Source organism: Stutzerimonas stutzeri KOS6 (genome assembly GCF_000307775.2).
Classification (GTDB): domain Bacteria; phylum Pseudomonadota; class Gammaproteobacteria; order Pseudomonadales; family Pseudomonadaceae; genus Stutzerimonas; species Stutzerimonas stutzeri_B.
Map to the genome: position 1 here is coordinate 667679 of NZ_KK020676.1, position 19323 is coordinate 687001.

At 63.3% G+C, this 19323-nt stretch carries 15 protein-coding genes; 7 read left to right on the forward strand and 8 right to left on the reverse strand.

Features of this window, described 5'->3' with window-relative positions; genetic code table 11:
• The first annotated feature begins 125 nt into the window (after window positions 1-125).
• Both B597_RS31415 and B597_RS31420 read left to right on the forward strand, forming a co-directional pair.
• Window positions 126-1532 carry an adenosylmethionine--8-amino-7-oxononanoate transaminase gene (locus tag B597_RS31415; protein ID WP_003297225.1) on the forward strand — a complete coding sequence of 469 codons (1407 nt, stop codon included), beginning with the start codon at window positions 126-128 and terminating at the stop codon, window positions 1530-1532.
• 80 nt (window positions 1533-1612) lie between these two features.
• Window positions 1613-2329, forward strand: coding sequence for a 16S rRNA (uracil(1498)-N(3))-methyltransferase (locus B597_RS31420; protein WP_003297224.1), 717 nt, complete (start codon window positions 1613-1615; stop codon window positions 2327-2329).
• 24 nt (window positions 2330-2353) lie between these two features.
• Here B597_RS31420 and B597_RS31425 read toward each other — a convergent pair whose 3' ends face one another.
• The 8 genes from B597_RS31425 to pilG form a co-directional block, all read right to left on the reverse strand.
• Complete coding sequence (locus tag B597_RS31425) at window positions 2354-2824, reverse strand: chemotaxis protein CheW (protein ID WP_031323320.1); 471 nt, start codon at window positions 2822-2824, stop codon at window positions 2354-2356.
• Window positions 2821-3870: a chemotaxis protein CheB gene (locus B597_RS31430; RefSeq protein WP_031323321.1), complete on the reverse strand. Its 1050-nt coding sequence runs from the start codon at window positions 3868-3870 to the stop codon at window positions 2821-2823. The genes B597_RS31425 and B597_RS31430 overlap by 4 nt, the downstream gene beginning before the upstream one ends.
• Window positions 3863-11056, reverse strand: coding sequence for an Hpt domain-containing protein (locus tag B597_RS31435; RefSeq protein WP_024161850.1), 7194 nt, complete (start codon window positions 11054-11056; stop codon window positions 3863-3865). Before B597_RS31435 ends, B597_RS31430 begins: the two co-directional genes overlap by 8 nt.
• Before the next feature lie 11 nt (window positions 11057-11067).
• The gene (locus B597_RS31440; protein ID WP_003297221.1) at window positions 11068-11934 is read right to left on the reverse strand and encodes a CheR family methyltransferase; all 867 of its coding nucleotides are present in this window, start codon (window positions 11932-11934) and stop codon (window positions 11068-11070) included.
• A gap of 61 nt (window positions 11935-11995) precedes the next feature.
• Window positions 11996-14044 carry a methyl-accepting chemotaxis protein gene (locus B597_RS31445; protein WP_003297220.1) on the reverse strand — a complete coding sequence of 683 codons (2049 nt, stop codon included), beginning with the start codon at window positions 14042-14044 and terminating at the stop codon, window positions 11996-11998.
• Window positions 14045-14120: 76 nt separating this feature from the next.
• Window positions 14121-14657 (reverse strand): chemotaxis protein CheW, encoded by a 537-nt coding sequence (locus B597_RS31450; protein ID WP_003297217.1) that lies wholly within the window; start codon window positions 14655-14657, stop codon window positions 14121-14123.
• Window positions 14658-14699: 42 nt separating this feature from the next.
• Window positions 14700-15065, reverse strand: coding sequence for a twitching motility response regulator PilH (pilH, locus tag B597_RS31455; RefSeq protein ID WP_003297216.1), 366 nt, complete (start codon window positions 15063-15065; stop codon window positions 14700-14702).
• A gap of 43 nt (window positions 15066-15108) precedes the next feature.
• The gene (gene pilG / locus B597_RS31460) at window positions 15109-15516 is read right to left on the reverse strand and encodes a twitching motility response regulator PilG (protein ID WP_003297214.1); all 408 of its coding nucleotides are present in this window, start codon (window positions 15514-15516) and stop codon (window positions 15109-15111) included.
• Window positions 15517-15753: 237 nt separating this feature from the next.
• Between pilG and gshB the strand changes: the two genes are divergently transcribed.
• The 5 genes from gshB to pyrR all read left to right on the forward strand — a co-directional run bounded on the left by gshB (window position 15754) and on the right by pyrR (window position 19284).
• A complete protein-coding gene (gene gshB, locus B597_RS31465) occupies window positions 15754-16704 on the forward strand; it encodes a glutathione synthase (protein ID WP_003297212.1) in 951 nt (316 codons plus the stop codon).
• An 87-nt stretch (window positions 16705-16791) separates the two neighbouring features.
• A complete protein-coding gene (locus B597_RS31470; protein ID WP_003297211.1) occupies window positions 16792-17685 on the forward strand; it encodes an energy transducer TonB in 894 nt (297 codons plus the stop codon).
• 66 nt (window positions 17686-17751) lie between these two features.
• On the forward strand, window positions 17752-18321 hold the full coding sequence (locus B597_RS31475) for a YqgE/AlgH family protein (protein WP_003297209.1): 570 nt from the start codon (window positions 17752-17754) through the stop codon (window positions 18319-18321).
• Window positions 18318-18746: a Holliday junction resolvase RuvX gene (ruvX, locus tag B597_RS31480; protein ID WP_003297208.1), complete on the forward strand. Its 429-nt coding sequence runs from the start codon at window positions 18318-18320 to the stop codon at window positions 18744-18746. The genes B597_RS31475 and ruvX overlap by 4 nt, the downstream gene beginning before the upstream one ends.
• A gap of 22 nt (window positions 18747-18768) precedes the next feature.
• Window positions 18769-19284, forward strand: a complete 516-nt coding sequence (pyrR, locus tag B597_RS31485) for a bifunctional pyr operon transcriptional regulator/uracil phosphoribosyltransferase PyrR (protein ID WP_003297207.1) — start codon at window positions 18769-18771, stop codon at window positions 19282-19284.
• The last annotated feature ends 39 nt before the right edge of the window (window positions 19285-19323 follow it).

The window sequence follows — 19323 nt, forward strand, 5'->3', positions numbered from 1 at the left end:
CCGGTTACCTATCGGAATAGAGCGCATTTTTTCGCTTTGAAACATCGAGCAAATCGATAACTGATCGCATCGAGTGTCACTTGCAAGTTCTGCTAGGCTTCGCGACTCACTGCGGAGGACCAACCATGAGCCTGAACGACAGCTGGATGCAACGCGACCTCGCCGTGCTCTGGCATCCCTGCACCCAGATGAAGGACCACGAGCAGTTACCGCTGATCCCCATCCGCCGGGGCGAAGGCGTATGGCTGGAGGATTTCGACGGCAAGCGCTACCTGGATGCAGTCAGCTCCTGGTGGGTCAATGTGTTCGGCCATGCCAATCCGCGCATCAATCAGCGCATCAAGGATCAGGTCGACCAGCTCGAGCACGTGATGCTGGCCGGATTCAGCCACCAGCCGGTGGTGGAGCTGTCGGAACGGCTCGTTGCGCTGACTCCGGCCGGACTGGACCGGGTCTTCTATACCGACAACGGCTCGACCGGTATCGAAGTGGCGCTGAAGATGAGCTTTCACTATTGGCGCAACAGCGGACGAGGCCAGAAGCAGCGCTTCGTCACCCTGACCAACAGCTATCACGGCGAAACCGTTGCCGCCATGTCGGTGGGCGACGTCGCCCTCTTCACCGACACCTACAAGCCGCTGCTGCTGGACACCTTCAAGGTTCCGAGCCCGGACTGCTACCTGCGGCCCGAAGGCGTGAGCTGGGAAGAGCATTCGCGGCAGATGTTCGCGCACATGGAACAGACCCTTGCCGAGCACCACCAGGATATCGCCGCGGTCATCGTCGAACCGCTGATTCAAGGCGCCGGCGGCATGCGTATGTATCACCCTGTATATCTGAAGCTGCTGCGCGAGGCCTGCGACCGCTACGAAGTCCACCTCATTCACGACGAGATCGCGGTCGGCTTCGGCCGCACCGGCAGCATGTTCGCCTGCGAGCAGGCTGGCATCACGCCGGACTTCCTCTGCCTGTCCAAGGCCTTGACCGGCGGCTATCTGCCGATGGCCGCAGTGCTCACCACCGACCAGATGTACCGGGCGTTCTACGACGACTATTCGACGCTACGCGCCTTCCTCCACTCGCACACCTACACCGGCAACCCGCTGGCCTGTGCCGCCGCGCTGGCGACGCTGGACATTTTTGCCGAGGACAATGTCATCGAAGCGAACAGGGCCCTGGCCACGCGCATGGCCAGCGCCACCGCGCACCTGGTCGAGCATCCGCACGTGGCCGAAGTCCGCCAGACCGGCATGGCGCTGGCCATCGAGATGGTTCAGGACAAGGCCAGCCGCACGGCCTATCCCTGGCAGGAGCGCCGCGGCCTGAAGGTGTACCAGCACGCGCTGGAGCGCGGCGCCTTGTTGCGGCCGCTCGGTAGCGTGGTGTATTTCCTGCCGCCGTATTGCATCACCGAGGAACAGATCGACTTTCTCGCGGCGGTCGCCACCGAGGGAATCGATATCGCGACCCGAGATGCGAGCAGGGCCTCGGTAGCGACCGGCCCCTATCCGGGCTTCAGAGATCCGGGCTGATACGGAGCATCGGCAGCCTGCGAGTCAGGCTGTCGATGCTTTAGACTTGCCGCTTCCACTCGCCTCCTGCAGCTGCCTCCATGCGCCTATCCCGCTTCTTCATCGACGCCCCCCTCTCCCTTGGTCAGCACCTACTGCCTGACGCATCGGCCCACTACATCAGCCGAGTGCTGCGGCTTTCGGCCGGCAGCGCGGTTCAGCTGTTCGACGGCAGCGGCAATGAGTTTCGCGGCGAGCTGCTGGAGGTCGGCAAGAAATCCGTCATCGTCGAACTGCACGAGCGCCTGACCGGAATGCCGGAGTCACCACTACGGATCCACCTCGGGCAGGGCCTTTCCCGCGGTGAGCGGATGGATTGGGCCATTCAGAAGACCACCGAGCTCGGCGTGGCGCAGATCACCCCCGTCGTCAGCGAGCGGTGCGAAGTGCGCCTGAGCGATGAGCGTGCCGACAAACGTCTGGCTCATTGGCGGCAGATTGCGATTAGCGCCTGCGAGCAATGCGGCCGGTCGGTGCTGCCGGTCATCCATTCACCGGTGAGTCTGCGAGACTGGTTGACTGTGGAGGCAGACCTTAAGCTCGTGCTGCATCCAGTGGCCGAGCCGCTGACGAGCCATGCCAGGCCGCAGACACTGGCTTTTCTGATCGGGCCGGAAGGTGGTTTGAGCGAGAGCGAAGTCGAACAGGCAGCCAACCATGGATTCCAGCCTGCTCGACTCGGCCCGCGGGTGCTGCGCACCGAGACCGCTCCGGTGGTGGCACTGAGCGTGGCACAACAGCTCTGGGGCGATTTCTGACGATGGATCGGCAGGTGGCTTCGATCAGATCAGGCCAGCATCGGCGAGCTTCTGCTCCAGACCGATCAGGTCAGGAATTCGCGGCTGCACGTCACCAAGGTTGACCGCATCCAGTTCGAGCGGGGCAAGCGCGACATCCGCGCGCGCGAGGCTGGCGTCGACCTTGATTGAGTGCGGGATACCCTGCACCAGCAGCGCGATGAACTTGACGTGGTCGCGCCCTCCAACCGCGTTGAGCACGGCAACCCGCGCCGAGCTACCAACCGGTTGCGCCTGGCCGCTGGACGCCGCCTCGAACGACAGCAGCGGCAGGCTCAGGTCACGCCACTGCACCTGCCCGAGAAACCAGGCGGGCATGCCCTGCACCGGTTGCGGAGCGCGATAGGGGATAAGTTCGGCGACGGCCACGTTGGGCATCAGCAACACCCGATCGGCGAGCGGCATCAGCAGCCCGGTGAGGCTTTCCGCCTCCTGAGAAACGACCATTTGACTCATGAGTTATCCCGTTGAAAAGACGTGGCGGGCGTACCGACCTGACTGACCAGATGATTGACCAAGGCTTGCGCCAGCTCCCGAGGGTCACCGCTGTAGGAGCTGTAGCCGCCTTCGCGAAGATTGTCCGGCATGCTGGAGCAGGCACAGGAGTCGGCGCGCTGCGTCCAGACCCTGCCACCCTGACGCAGCACGTATGCAGCAGCCGCGCTGCCGTCACTGCCCATGCCACTGAAGGCGATCACCCCACAACGCTCGCCGAACTGCCGGGCCAGGTTGAGCATCATCTGGTCGATCGAAGGGCTGTACGGTTCTGGCCAGCAGCGGCCATTCAGACGCGTGCTGCCATCGGTTTCGAAACCCAGCTCCTCGCTGATGGGCGCGATGACGACTTCGCCGCAGCACACCGGCTCGCCCGGGCGAACCTGGCGGACCTGCCACTGGCTATGCCGACCCACCGCCTGGGACAGTGCCGATTCGAAACTGGCTTCGATGTGCTGGGCGTAGATGAAACCCACCGGCAGCCCCGCTGGCAGCGCATCCAGAAAGGCCTTCACAGCCTCCGGCCCGCCCAGCGACGCGGCCAGCAACCACACCTGCGCAGCCGGCTCGCCGGCTGGTGCCGTATCGGCCAATACCGAGGGCAGCGTCAGCCGCTCGGGGCGTTGCACTTCGCCTTGCAGCACATCAAGACGAGGGCCTACTGCACGTGACGGATCCCCCACCAGACGCTTGAGCTTGCTGAACAGGCTGCGCTCCCAGCGCGGGTAGAATTCCGAATGCCGCTCCGGCGCATGCCCTTCGCCGAAGAGCACACGCGTGGTGTCTCGCTCGAGCAATGCATCCACCAGCGGCGAATCTTCCGTCTGTGCGAGGTCGACCAGCCAGAGATCGGCTTGCGTAGTATCGAGATCGGCCGGCTCCAATCGCGCCGGGTCCTTGTTCAGCACCACCTGAAAACCGTTGCTCGTCAGTGCCTGCTGGAGCACGTGGCGCTGCAGCGAGGTATCGGCGAGAACCGCGATGCGTGCAGAGGCGACATCAGACATCGGCATGCACCAGTTGCTGGATGGCCTCGAGCAGCACCGATTCCTGATAGGGCTTGCCGAGGTACTCGTTGACGCCGATGGCCAGCGCGCGATCACGATGCTTCTCGCCGGTACGCGAGGTGATCATGATGATCGGCAGGTCCTTCAGATGTTCGTCATGACGCACCAGCGTGGCCACCTCGAAACCGTCCATGCGGGGCATCTCGATATCCAGCAGCATGATGTCGGGCTTGCGCTCCTGCAGCTGGCTGATGGCATCCACCCCGTCCTTGGCGGTCAGTACGTTCATGCCGTTGCGTTCCAGCAGGCGGCTGGTGACCTTGCGCACGGTGACCGAATCGTCCACCACCATGACCAGGGTCGGGCGCTCGCTCTCCGTCTCGGCCGGCTCCAGCGCCTCATCGCTCAGGCGTGGCTGTTGCTGCTGGGTGAGCTGATGCGCGTGGAGCACACGGATGGTGGCAAGCAGGTCGAGAATCACCACCACGCGACCATCACCGAGAATGGTCGCACCGGAAATACCATGCACGCCGGCGAACTGCGGACCCAGGCTCTTCACCACGATTTCCCGCGAGCCCGCCAGGCTGTCGACCTGCACTGCGACACTGTACTCTTTCGAGCGAACCAGGATCACCGGCAGCGGCAGGCTCTGTCCGACCAGCTTCGGCTTCTGCCCGTTGTTCAGCAGGTCACCCAGATAACGTAGCTCGTAGGCCTGCCCCGCATACTCGAATCGCGGCGCGTCCGGCTGATAGTAGGCTTCCAGCTCGTAAGGCGAGACCCGTACGATGCCCTCGATGGTGTTGAGCGGGATGGCATAAAGGTCTTCGCCGGAGTAGACCATCAGCGCCCGGTTGACCGACACAGTGAACGGCAGGCGAATCAGGAACCGAGTGCCCTGGCCAAGCGCCGATTCGATGCTCATCGAGCCGCCAAGCTGCTTGACCTCCGAATGCACCACGTCCATGCCCACACCGCGCCCGGATATCTGCGTAACGCGTTCCGCTGTGGAGAAGCCGGCCTCCAGGATGAACTGCAGAATGTCGTGTTCCGACAAATCGCTGCTGGCCGACATCATGCCGCGCTCGATGGCCTTGCGCCGCACCGCGTCCAGGTTGATGCCGCCGCCGTCGTCCGCCAGCGTCAGCACGATGTCGCCCCCTTCACGGGCCAGATCCAGCCGGATCGTGCCTTGCTCGGGCTTGCCGATGGCACGCCGACGTTCGGCCGACTCGATGCCGTGATCGACCGCGTTGCGCAGCATGTGCTCGAGTGGCGCGACGATGCGCTCGAGCACGCTGCGATCCATTTCGCCGGTGGCGTTGCCGACCCTGAACTCGACCTGTTTGCCGAGTTCGCCGGCCACCTGCCGAACGATGCGACGCAAACGCGGAACCAGGCGCTCGAAGGGCACCATGCGGGTACGCATGAGTCCTTCCTGCAGCTCGGTGTTGACCCGCGCCTGTTGCAGCAACAGGGTTTCCGCGTCGCGGTTACGCGCGGCCAGGGTTTCCTTCAGGTCGAGCAAGTCGGAGGCAGACTCGAACAGCGCACGCGACAGCTGCTGCAGTTGCGAGTGACGGTCCATCTCCAGGGGGTCGAAATCATCGTAACCGGCACGCTCGGCCTCGGCCTGGTAACGACTGAGAATCTGCGCCTGGGTTTCGGTATCTAGGCGGCGCAGTTGATCGCGAACACGCTCGATGGTCGCTTCCATCTCGCCAAGGGTGAAAGCGACATCGCTGACCTGCTGCTCGACGCGGCCACGGAAAATGGACGTTTCACCGGCGAGGTTGACCAGCCCTTCCAGCAGCTCGGCGGGAACCTTCACCAGTTCCTGCGGAGCTCGCCGCGCGGCAGCCTCCTGGGCCGCCTGCTGCGCGCGCCGAATGAACGGCAGCACCTTCGACACTGGCTGTGCGCTGGCGGCGATGATCGGCTGCGGTAGCGCCGGCGCATGATCTGGCACCGACTGCTCATGCTCGGCCGGCGCCGCTTGCGCCGCACCGACTCCTTCGGAGGCGAGGCCGGCGCGCAGCTGCTCGATGTCCTTCAGCAGCACGTCATAGCGCTGCTGTACATCGAGGAACAGGCTGTCCGGCCAGGGTGATCCCTGCTGCTGCGCTTCGTTCAGACGCTGTTCCAGGTCGTGCGCGAGGTCGCCAAGCGCACCCTGCCCGGCAAGCCGCGCGCCGCCCTTGAGCGTGTGCAGGACTCGCAGCACGTCAGCCAGGGGGGCGGCATCGTTGCGGCTGGCATCCCAGCGACCGAGAGCCGCCTCCATTTCTTCCAGCAGGTCGTCGGCCTCCTCGACGAAGATATCGAGGATTTCGGCTTCGGCAGCGTGCCGAGCATCGTCCTGAGCGGCTTTCAGCGAAACGCTGCCGGGCGTGCTCAGCTGTTCGTCAGGGCTGTTGCGAAAGCTTCTGATGGTCTCGATCAGGGCGTCGCCCGTCGGTACCGGCTGCGCTGCGCGAACGGCCTCGAGCATTTCGGACAGGCGATCCTGACAGCGCAGCAGAAGGTCGAACAGTTCGGGACTGGCGCGGTAGCTGCCAGCACACAGGCCCTCGTAAAGATATTCCAGCTCATGGGCCAGATCGCCGATCTCGCGGATATCAGCCATCCGCGCGCCGCCCTTGAGGGTATGCAGATCGCGCTGCAGACCTTCGAGTTCGAAGCTGTTATCGACGTCGACCATCCAGCGCTGCAGACCGCCGGCAGCGCTTTCGAGAAGATCGAAGCCTTCCTCGAGAAATATCTCGACCAGCTCCGGATCCCGCTCATCGCAGGCGTCGGTCGCTTCGACCCGCTTCGCCGGAGCATCGTCCATCCCAGGCAAGTCAAGTCCGGCATCGGCCGTGTCGATGCCGGGCTGGTCGTCAGCGAAATCCCTCGCTGTTGCCCCATCGCCCTGCTCGCCAGCGATTTCGTCGACTTCCGGCAGTGGCAGCTCCTGGGCGTCGGAAGGCTGCTTCGGCAGCGTATCGGCAGCCTCAGCCGTGCCCTGCGTCTGGCACTCCGGAGCTTGACGCTCATCAGCGCCGCCGGAGACCGACTCAGGCATTTCTTCATCCGCCGGAAATCTCGGCAGGTTCCCATGACGGAACGCGCGCATCGCATCGATCAGGGCCTCGGCACTACTCATCGGCAACTGACGTTGCAGTTGCTCGAGCTGCAGCGCCAGATGATCGTGACTGCGCTGGAGCAGCGCGGCCAACTCGTCCGAATGAACGTAGCGGCCGTCGGAAAGACCTTCGTAAAGTGATTCGAGTTCGTGGGCCAGATCGCCGATGGGCCGAATCGCAGCCATCCGCGCGCCACCCTTGAGCGTGTGCAGATCGCGCAGCAGCGCTGAAAGCGCCATCTGGTTGGACGGATCAGCGAGCCAGCGGTCCAGCGCATGGCCCGCGCTCTCCATCAGATCGACCGCCTCGTCGAGGAAGATATCCACCATATCCTGATCGACAACGTCCTGCGCTTCGTCCTGCAGTGAGCTGTCGACAGGCTCGGCTTCGGCTTCGGCTTCGGCTTCGGCTTCGGCTTCGGCTTCGGCTTCGGCTTCGGCTTCGGCTTCGGCTTCGGCTTCGGCTTCGGCTTCGGCTTCGGCTTCGGCTTCGGCTTCGGCTGACGAGTCTGCGGCGGCGCTCAGCTCAGCGTCCACCTCCACAGCCTGCTCCAAGGCCAGCGGATCGATGGCTTCGGCAAGCAAGGCCTCGAGTCGCGCCACCAGCTCCGACTGCTCGCTCACCTGCAATGCGGCAGCGACCTGGTCCATCATTCCGACCAACGCCTCATGGCCCTGCTCGACATCGTCGAAGAAGCGTTCACTGACCGCCAACCGGCCTTCCTCGACGACGCCGTACAAGCGCAACAACACCTCGCAGAGCGCTTCCATCTGCGGCAGATCAGCCAACCTGGCACCTTGCCCAAGGGTCGCCAGCTCCTCCAGCAATGCCGTCAGCTCCTGGCGCTCGGCGGGGTGTTCACGCCAGCTGCGCAACAGATCTTCGGCATCCAGCAGGATGTCCATACCTTCGGACAGGAACAACGCAATCATGCCGGGGTCCCGAGCCTCGCCAGCATCGCTCTGCTGACGAGCGCCCGCCTCGATCAGACGCGCCTGGTGCTGCGCCTGCACCCTTTCCAGGAACTCGCCAGCGCCATCGATTCGCGCAAGCGGCTGGTGGTCGAGATTGGCCAGGCCCTGACGCAGCAGCAACTCGGCCTCGTGCAGCAACTCAGCTTCCGCCAGATCCATGGGGACCAGGTTGGTCTTGAATTCCTTGACCATCTTCTCGAGCGGCGTCGCGATCTCCGCGATCGGCAGAATACCCGCCATATGGGCGCTGCCCTTGAGGGTGTGCAGCGCCCGCTGCAACGCATCGGTCACCGGCTGCGGCAGGCGCTGAGCGCAATCGGCGATAAAGCTGACCAGCGTGGTCAGATGGGACTCGGCCTCGTTGCGGAAAATCTCCAGCAGTTGCGGGTCCAATGCATCGTCATCGCTTTCTGCCGCGAGGTTCTGCGGTAGCTCGACAGGCGAGTCCGGCTGATCCCCCGAAAAAGGCAGCGCCGCGGGCTGACCCTTGGCCAATGCATGTGCTGCGGCGGCCAGGTTATCGACATCGTCTCGCTGGCGCTGAGCCTTGGCGGCGAACTCGTCGACCAGCTCCGGCATCAGCGCGACGACTTCACCCACCACCTGCCTGACCGGCGCGGCCGCCTCGATGCTGCGGTCCAGAACCCGGTTGAGAAGATTCTCGATCGACCAGGCGAGCTCGCCAATGACCAGCGCACGGACCATCCGGCCACTGCCCTTGAGCGTGTGGAATGCGCGGCGGACTTCGCCCAATGCGTTCTTGTCCTGAGCATCGGAGAGCCAGCGCGGAAGGTATTCGCCGATGGTTTGCAGAACTTCTGCCGCTTCCTCGATGAAGACTTCGAGCAGGTCCTCATCGACCGGCTCCTCATCGGCCGGCGGCGGCAGCAGGCTCGGCGGAACATCCTGGGCCGGTGGATTGATGGCTTCGACCGGAGCGGCCATTACCTGCTCGAGGCTCATCGTCGATTCGATGTCGGCGCCCTGGACAGGCTCGAGCTCGGCAAACTCCGGCAGCGCGACCTCCGGAAGATCGAGTTCGGCCAGCTGCGCCTCGCTCCAATCCTCCAGCGCCGGCTCCTCATCCATAGTGCCAGCGGCAGCGTCGGAGCCTGCCGCAAGCGCTTCCTCGGGCAGGCCAAGCACGATTTCCTCGTCTTCCGTCGTATCGTCGATCAGCGCCGACCCGCGTTCATCATCCGCATTGCTCGTATCGGACTCTGCCGGCTCGACCTGCAGCTCGGCTTCGGTCGCCAGCGGGTCCTGCTCCTGCGGACCGGGAATGAAGTCGAACGCAACGCCAGACTCCTCGGGCTCTTCCGGCAGCACTTCGATGTCATCCAGCGCGTCGGCAACCTCGGGCTCGGCCTGGAGCGGATCGGCCATCGGCTGCTGCAGCCCGCCCGGCGAATAGCCGAGGTCCTGCAGGCTTTCTTCGGCCACATCCAGAATCAGGTCGCCCTGGCTACCGCGGTCTTCGCTCAAACGCTCAAGGTAGTACTCGACGCTGGTGATCGCATCGGCCAGCGTATCCAGGCTCTGCCAGTCGGGCACGGCCTGGCGCGCCAGCAGCTGATCCTGAATATAGTCATTGCAGGCCCGCAGCAGCGCTGCGGCACGCTCCAGCGGGATCATCGCCAGGCCGCCGCGAACCTGCGTCAACAGCTCCGGCACGCGCGCCAGATGCTCATGGTTCCACTGCGAGGCAATGAACTCGATGATCGCATCCTTCGCCTGCTCCAGGCCGTTACGCGCCTCCCGGATGACCAGCTGATGAATCTGCGCCACATCGGTAGTGGGCAGTTGACTCTCTTCGCTGCGCTCTTCGGCCGGGCTGCCTACCATGCCTGCCAGCGTCGCCTCGACGTACAGCAGGGCACCGGCGATATCCATCAGCACGGCGTCATCCGGCGCACGCAGCCCCTGGCCGATCGATTGCACCAGTGCGATCTGGTCGATAATGATCTTGCGTGGCTGTGCAAAGCCGAGAACGGCCAGCGTATCGGCAATCTGCTTGAGCGGCACTTCGAGACTGGCGAGGTCGGCAATGACCTTGCGGTCGCTGCGCACGAACAGGTCGAGGCTGTCCTTTACCCGGACCAGCTCTTCGCACAGGGCCGCCACCACCGAGCGCATCGCGCCGCGATCGGGCCCGGCGAGCTGGGCCCGCTCCTGATCGACCACGGCACTATCGGGTAGTGCTTCGTCGAGGCGGTAACGCTGCTTGAGGGCCTGGATGCGTGGCGTCTGGCCGGGCGCCTTGGCGATGTAGAACAGCAGGTTCTTGATCAGCTCGTCCGGCGCGGCCTGATTGAGGCCATCGGCACCCTCCTCGACAAGACGCTTCAGCTGCTTGTCCACCTGGCGCAGCAGGGTACGTACCGAGGTGCCGTTGGTCACCCCGCCGCTGGCCAGCCCCTCGACCATACCCGACGCGATCTGCCACAGCTCGGATAGCGGCGCATCCTTGCCGAGCATCTCCAGCCGGGCAAACACCCGAGCCATGTAGCCCAGGTTGGTCGGCAGATCCTGGTTGCGAATGACGCCGACCAGAGCAACCTGCAGCATCTGTCGCAATTTGCGCAGCAGTCCCGGCAGTTCATCCGTGCGCAACTGCTCGACCGATTCCTGCGATAGCGCCGGGGTACGCCCGGAGAGGTCGGGGGAAAACAGGCTGGTTTCCGAAAGCAGCTTCTCGCCACGGGCGGCGCGCAGATCGTTGAGCAGCGGCAGGACCACCATCGGCAGGTCACGCCGCGCACTCTGGATGCGATCCAGATATGCCGGCAGCTGCAGGATGGCCTGCATCATGACCTCGAGCGCCTCGCCCTGATTGGCCACGCGCTCTTCCAGCAGCGCGCGCGCCAGCTGTTCCATTTCCTCGGCAAGCAATGCCGCACCGAAGAACTCAACCATCTGCAAGGTGCCGTGCACCTGATGCACGTAGGTCAGGCAAAAGCGCATCCGGGTCGAGTCCTGAGGATTCTCGACGAACGCTTCCAGCGCCTGGCGCGCCTGCTTAAGCGTTTCGGCAATCTCGCCTTTCACCCACTCCAAGGCGACATAATCGTGCCGATCACCCATAGCGACTCCGCTCATAAACTTTTCCGGGTAAATGCCAGAACCTGATCGTTGGCCACCGGAAGCAAGTCCGGATGCTGCCAACCGACGACTTCCCCTACACCGATCACCAACAACCCTCCCGGCACCAGGCAATCAGCCAGGCGATTGAGGATCTCTCGACGGCGCCAGCGGCGGAAATAGATCAGCAGGTTCTGACAGAAGATGACGTCCATGCCGGAGATCGGCGAATTCGCCAGCTCCAGCACATTGAGCCTTGCGAAGCACACGCGTGCGGCCAGGGCAGGAGTGACTTGGAACCGATCATCGGACGACGGCAGGAAGTAACGCTCACGCAACGTCGGCTCGACCTGCTCCAGCTTGCGGCTTGCATAGACGGCCGCACGGGATTTGGCCAGCGCGCTCAGGCTGATATCGGTACCGGTGACCCCGAAACCCTGTTCGGCTTCGCTCCTCGCCAGTGCTTCGGCAACCGTCATCGCCAGCGAATAGGTCTCCTCCCCGCTAGCACAACCCACGCTCCAGAGCGCCAGAGGCCGCTTTGGCACGCCCTGTTCCAGATGCCGGCACAGATGGGTTTCGAGCAACTCGAAGGAAGCACGGTGGCGAAAGAAGCGCGTCTCCTGCACCGTCAGCCTGTCCATGAGCGTCGACCATTCAACTGCACCGCGGGGGCCGGAGGTGACCTGCCGATAGTAGCTGGCATAGTCGGGGGCACCGACCTCGCGCATGCGCGCACTCAGGTTGGTCTGAAGGAAGCTGCGTCTGCGTTCGCTGACGACCATGCCGGAGCGCTCCTCGAGGAGCGCCTGCCAGGCATTGAATTCCGCCGGCGACATTTCGGCCAAGGGCTCCAATGCCCAGTCAAACCTTGGCTGCATGCCCTGCCCCTCGCTCGTGATCATCGGCGACAGCCTTCAGTTGACTGTCGCAATCGTCATGTCAGGCTTGATCTGGCCCATCCGGCAGGGTAAAGCCGGAAACGGAGTGGCGCATCTCGTTGGCCATCTTGGCCAGGTTACCGATGCTCTTGGCCGTGGCTGTGGTACCCGATGAGGTCTGCGAGGTGATCTCCTGGATCACGTTCATGGTGTTGGAGATATGGCCGGCCGAAGACGCCTGCTGGCGCGCCGCGTTGGAGATGTTCTGGATCAGTGCGGCAAGCGTCTTGGATACCTTTTCGATCTCCTCGAGTGCCACACCAGCGTCCTGGGCCAGACGCGCACCGCGCACTACCTCGGAGGTAGTCTGCTCCATCGAGATCACCGCCTCGTTGGTATCGGTCTGAATGGTCTTTACCAGCGCTTCGATCTGCTTGGTTGCCGCTGAGGATCGCTCCGCAAGACGCTGCACCTCATCGGCAACCACCGCGAAACCTCGACCGGCGTCACCGGCCATGGACGCCTGGATGGCGGCATTGAGTGCGAGAATGTTGGTCTGGTCGGCGATGTCGTTGATCAGGCTGACGATGTCACCGATTTCCTGGGAGGACTCACCGAGACGCTTGATTCGCTTGGACGTGTCCTGAATCTGCTCGCGGATGTTGTCCATGCCGGTGATGGTGTTGTGCACCACCTCGTTGCCCTTGTTGGCGATGGCTACCGAGCGTTCCGCTACCGCCGAGGATTCCGCTGCGTTGGCCGAGACCTGGTCGATGGAGACCGCCATCTCGTTGATGGCGGCAGAAGCCCCGGCGATTTCCTGGGCCTGATGCTCGGAAGCCTCGGCAAGGTGCATTGCGGTTGCCTGAGTTTCCTGTGCAGCTCCCGACACCTGTACCGCTGTCTGGTTGATGGTCACTACCAGTTCACGCAACTGGTCGATGGAGTAGTTGATCGAGTCGGCGATCGCTCCGGTGAAGTCTTCGGTCACCGTCGCCGCGACGGTCAGGTCACCATCAGCGAGGTCACCGATTTCGTCGAGCAGTCGCAGAATCGCGGTCTGGTTGCGCTCGTTCTTCTCGGCGGTTTCACTGAGGCGACGGCGCGCCTCCTGGACCATCACCAGACCGATCAGGATGATCGCGGCCAGCGCCAGGCCACCCAGCACATAGCTGAGGATGGTATTGAGATAGCGGGCATCGGCACGATCCTGCAGGCCTTGTGACAATGCAGAGGTCTTCTCGAGCAGGGTCTGGGAGACCTCGAAGATGCTGTTCGCCGACTCGCGTACCTGAAAGAGTTCCGGTGACGTTTCGAGGATTTCGTCCACCGAGCCCGACACGAACTGGAACAGTTCGGCGATCTCGGAGAGGCGGTCCAGCGCTTCTTCGTCAGCCACGGCAGTAATGCCCATGGCGACGTTGCCTTCGATCATCGCGTTCAGGACTCGTCCGAACAGGCTGGCATCGCGACCAAACATGTCGGCCGCCTGGACCGAGTCCTGGTCGCCGGACAGCACCTTGTTGACGGAGCCGAGGATACGTTCGGCCAGCAGCGACTGACGCTGGGCCACTGAAACCTGAGCCGCTGGCGCGCCGCTTTCCAGCAGGATATCGACGACTTCCTCGTATTCGACCTGCAGCTGCGGGATGGTTTCGGCCAGGGTGCTGGCCACCTGATGCAACGAGAGCACGGTCTGTTCACTGGAAAGAATGGCATCGGTGTCGCGACGCAGCGTATTCCAGTCCTGCTCCACCGCATCGACTTCGCTGCGCAATGATTCGGGCACTGCCGGCAGCCCGATGTTCTCGTCACCCTGCGATAGATAGCCCCAGCGCTGGTCAAACTCGTTCCGGGCCTGCTTCAGGGACGCGAACGCTTCTTGCGTACCCGCTGCCGCCTCCACGGCGTCCTTGGCGATCTGCTGGGACAGTACGCGCAGCTCTCCTGCGTGAGCGATGTACTCGTTATCGTGATCCGCCTGGGTGTTGACGTACGCGAAGTTCGCGAACAGCGACACCATCGAAACGATCAACACGATAAACAGGCCGGTGATCAGCGTGCTGCTGCGCACCCCGCTCAACAAAGCATTAGCATTCATTTTGTTCATTATCCGGCCCCCGCCTGGACCCCCTTGCGTTTCCATCCAAGAAGCAAAAGGCCGACATCGGTCGGCCCACCCTCAATTAATAAGCGACATCCAGAAACGCCTGATGCGTAGCCAGCGCGTGCGGACTGAAGACCAGCCAGGGCTGCTCGCGCTGGAACACACCGTGAATGAATGGCTGAATCGACGCCTCGACCGGAGGCAACTCCTCCGAGAAGGCTTCCACCGGAAAATGCTGCATGCCGAAGACCTCGTCGACGGTCAGTCCGGCGAATACTTCCTGATGGTCAACCACCAGCACCCTGCGCTGCTTGCGCAAGGCGGAGAGCTCCAGACCGAAATAACCGCAAAGATCCATCACCGGGAGCAACCTGCCACGCACGTTCGCCACGCCCCGCACCCAGCTCTTGACGCCGGGAAGCAGTGTGTAGCGCGGCTCGTGCAGGACTTCTCCGACTTCGCCCATCGGAGCGACGAACAAACGCCCTCCCATGCGGAAGCCGATCCCTCCCCAGGTCTGTACGGCTTCCTGCTGTGAAGGCAGGCCCGCCGCATACATGCGGCATCGTTTGTCCAGCTCCAGCAACAGCTGAAACGGCGTTTGCGTGTCAGGCATGCTGGCCGAGTCCCTTTGTCCGAGTGTTGGCTACCCCGGGCGTCAGCCCGCCAGAACGGCGTTCAGGGTTTTCAGCAATGTGGCTTCGTCCACCGGCTTGGTCAGGTAATCCTTGGCCCCCTGGCGTTTGCCCCAGACCTTATCGGTTTCCTGGTCCTTGGTGGTAACGATGATCACCGGAATGTGACTGGTTTCAGAATCTTTGGTCAGCTGGCGCGTTGCCTGGAAACCGTTCAACCCAGGCATGACGATGTCCATCAGCACGGCGTCAGGCTTTTCCTGGCGTGCCAGCGCAACGCCGTCGGCGCCATTCTCGGCCTTCAACACCACGTGACCGTGCTTTTCCAGCATGGCGGTGAGCTTGTACATTTCGGTCGGCGAATCATCAACAATCAGAACGCGAGCCATGATTTCTCCATAGGGAAGGCGTCAGCGGCAAACAATGCCGAACTCAGGATGCTTGCTCCAGCGGCACGAAATCAGGGACATGCGCCTTGATCGCACCGAGCAGCTCTTCTTTGCTGAACGGCTTGGTGAGGTATTGATCGGAACCGACGATACGCCCCTTTGCCTTGTCGAACAGCCCATCCTTGGAAGAAAGCATGATCACCGGAGTCGACTTGAAGGAGCTGTTGTTCTTGATCAGAGCGCAGGTCTGATAACCGTCCAGCCTGGGCATCATAATATCGACGAAGATGATACGGGGATGGGTATCCGCAATCTTGGCGAGCGCATCGAAACCGTCGACCGCGGTGATGACATCGCAACCTACCTTCTTCAGCAGGGTTTCAGCGGTGCGACGAATCGTCTTCGAATCGTCGATCACCATGACCCTCAAGCCCTCGGAGTGCTGTTCCATTTCGCCCTACCATCGCCTCGGTGAGTCGTAGTTTATCGTTATGTCAGTGCGCCGGAGGCCCTGCCACCGATGGGCTGCACCCAATCGCCGGACCTTTTTAGCACACTGCTCAGGCACACGCTATCAACCGGAAAAGCATCCCGATTTTCCTTGACCCAGTGCACAAGCGCAGCCAATCTGCAGCGACATTTTTGAGCCACAGGCCGCGCAATGCTGCCCCATGCCGGAGAAATTCTCATGACCGTTCGCGTCGGGATCATCATGGACCCTATCGCGCAGATCGCCTTCAAGAAGGACAGCTCGCTGGCCATGCTGCTGGCTGCCCAGGCGCGAGGCTGGACGCTGTTCTACATGGAGCAGCGCGACCTTTACCAACTCGGAGACCAGGCACGCGCACGCATGTGTCCGCTGCGAGTGTTCAACGACGCCCAGCACTGGTTCGAGATGGATGAGGCGTTCGACGCGGCTCTCGGTGAGCTCGACGTCATCCTCATGCGCAAGGACCCGCCCTTCAATAGCGAGTACGTCTACGCAACCTATCTGCTGGAGCTGGCCGAGAAAGCGGGAGCGCTGGTCGTCAACCGCCCACAGAGCCTGCGCGACTGCAACGAGAAGTTCTTCGCCACGCAGTTCCCGCAATGCACGCCGCCAACGCTGGTCAGCCGGCGCTCGGACATTCTCCGCGAGTTCGCCAGCGAACACCGTGACATCATTCTCAAACCCCTGGACGAGATGGGCGGCGCATCGATCTTTCGCCACCGCGAGGGCGACCCCAATCTTTCCGTGATTCTGGAAGTACTGACTGAACATGGCGCCCGGCAGATCATGGCGCAGCGTTATATTCCCGCCATCAAGGATGGCGACAAGCGCATCCTGATGATCGATGGCGAGCCGGTACCCTACTGCCTGGCACGAATCCCGGCAGCCGGCGAGACGCGCGGCAACCTGGCCGCCGGAGGCCGAGGCGTCGCTCAGCCGCTGTCCGATCGTGATCGCGAGATCGCCTCGATCGTCGGGCCGGAACTGCGCAAGCGCGGCCTGCTCTTCGTCGGCCTGGATGTCATCGGCGACTACCTCACCGAAATCAACATAACCAGCCCGACCTGCATCCGCGAAATCGACAATGCTTTCGATACTCGCATCGGCGAACGCCTCATGGACGCGATCGCGGCCAAGCTGCAAGCTTGAACCAGCTAACAGCTTTGCGCCTGGAGCTTGCGACTCCGAGCGCAAAGCCGGCAGACTGCGCGGCACTTCGAGCCGACCCGACCTGCGATGAACGCCGCCACCCGCGATACCCCGCCTGAAACTACCCGAGTCCGTCCGGCGGACAGACTCGGCTTCACGCTGTTCCTGGCCGCGGCGCTGCACCTTGCCCTGATACTCGGCCTGGGGTTCACCCTGAGCGAGCCGAAGCAGATCAGCAAGACGCTGGAGATCACCCTCGCGACCTTCAAAAGCGAAGAGAAGCCGAAGGAAGCCGACTTCCTCGCGCAGGACAACCAGCAGGGCAGCGGCACCCTGGAACACAAGGCTTCGCCGAAAACCACCGAGCAGGCGCCATTCCAGGACACCGAGGTACGCAAGGTCGCACCGCCAGCGGCACCGCCACAGAGCACCCGATCGGAGCCGGCCAAGACGGCCGTGGCGACCCGCAGCCCGCAACCGGAGAAGACCGAGGTCAGGCAGCAGGCTCAGCCGCAACCCAAGCCGCAGGCAGCGCCGGCGTTCGACAGCTCGCAGCTGAGCGCCGAGATTGCCAGCCTGGAAGCTGAACTGGCGCAGGACGTGGAGCGCTACGCCAAGCGCCCCAGGGTCAGCCGGCAGAACAGCGCTGCCACCATGCGCGACATCAGTGCCTGGTATCGCGACGAATGGCGCAAGAAAGTCGAGCGCATCGGCAACCTGAACTATCCGGACGAGGCCCGTCGCCAGCAGATCTATGGCAGCCTGCGCATGCTGGTCACCATCAACCGTGACGGCACGGTACAGGAACTGCGGGTGATCGAGTCTTCCGGCCAGCCGGTGCTCGACGACGCCGCGCTACGCATCGTGCGCCTGGCCGCGCCGTTCGCGCCTTTCACCGGCGAGCTGGCGCAGAAGTTCGATCAGGTGGAGATCATCCGCACCTGGCGCTTCGAGCGCGGCGACAGGCTTTCGAGCCGCTGAGCCGGTCACCGTGGCCAGCCGTCGAAGCTGTAGCCGGAATGTGGTGCAACGCTTAAGCTAGCGCGCATGAAGACCACCGCTCCCAGTTACCTCAAGCATCATTTTCTGATCGCCATGCCGCAGATGGCCGATCCGAATTTTGCCCAGACGCTGATCTACCTGATCGAGCATGGCGCGGAAGGCGCCATGGGCCTGATCGTCAACCGCCCAAGCGGGCTGAACCTGGCCGACGTGCTCGAACAGTTGCGCCCGGACGAGCCGATACCAGCGCTTTGCGATAGCCTGCCGATCTTCTCCGGCGGCCCGGTGCAGACCGATCGCGGCTTCGTTCTGCATTCGCCCGACCAGCAATTCCAGGCCACCCTTTCCCTCGGCCCGCTGGGCATGTCCACATCGCAGGACGTGCTGTTCGCCATCGCCGATGGCCAGGGTCCGCGGCGCCACCTTGTCGCCCTTGGCTATGCCGGCTGGGAAGCAGGCCAGCTGGAAGCCGAGCTGGCGGACAACGCCTGGCTGAGCTGTCCCGCCGATACGGAGATCCTGTTCGACCTGCCGTACGACCAACGCCTGCATGCAGCAGCAGCGTCGCTCGGCGTCGACCTGCGCCTGCTCAGCACTCAGGTCGGCCACGCATGAGTGCGCCGCGACTGCTGCTCGGCTTCGACTATGGCACCAAGCAGATCGGCGTCGCCGTTGGCCAGGTCATTACCGGGCAAGCACGTGAACTCTGCGTGCTCAAGGCGCAGAACGGCGTGCCGGACTGGCAACAGATCGAGGCGCTGATGCGCGAATGGCAACCCGACGCGCTGGTCGTCGGCCTGCCGCTGAACATGGACGGCACGCCCAGCGACATGAGTGCCCGGGCGGAGAAGTTCGCCCGCCGACTCAACGGTCGCTTCAACCTGCCGGTGCACACCCACGACGAACGCCTGACCACGTTCGAAGCCAAAGGCGAGCGTCTGCGCCAGGGCCAGCACGGCGGCTATCGCGATCGCCCGGTGGATGCCCTGGCCGCCGCCCTATTACTGGAAGGCTGGCTGAGCGATCACCCTGCCGCCTGATCCGGACCTGTAAGGAGACCCCATGATCCTGCCCAATCCCGAACAGCTGCTGCCCGAGATGGTCGCCGCGCTGAAGCAACACCTGATTGACCGCGACATCCAGGAGCCGCGCTTCATCGGCATCCGCACCGGCGGCGTCTGGGTGGCCCAGGCGCTGCTCGCGGCTCGCGGGCAGAACGAACCGCTCGGCATTCTCGACGTGTCCTTCTATCGCGACGACTTCACCCAGAAGGGCCTGCACCCGCAGGTGCAGCCATCGGAGCTGCCATTCGAGATCGAAGGCCAGCATCTGGTGCTGATCGACGACGTACTGATGACCGGCCGCACCATCCGCGCCGCGCTCAATGAACTGTTCGACTACGGTCGGCCGGCCAGCGTAACGCTGGTCTGCCTGCTCGACCTGAACGCCCGCGAACTGCCGATCCGCCCTGACGTGGTCGGCGCCACCCTGTCGCTGGCACCCGAGCAACGCATCAAGCTACTCGGTCCAGCGCCGCTGGCCCTGGAACCACAGCAGATGGAAGCCAACCAGCCCTGAGCAGGCCCGGCAACTTCCACCCAAGAGTCCATCTCCCGC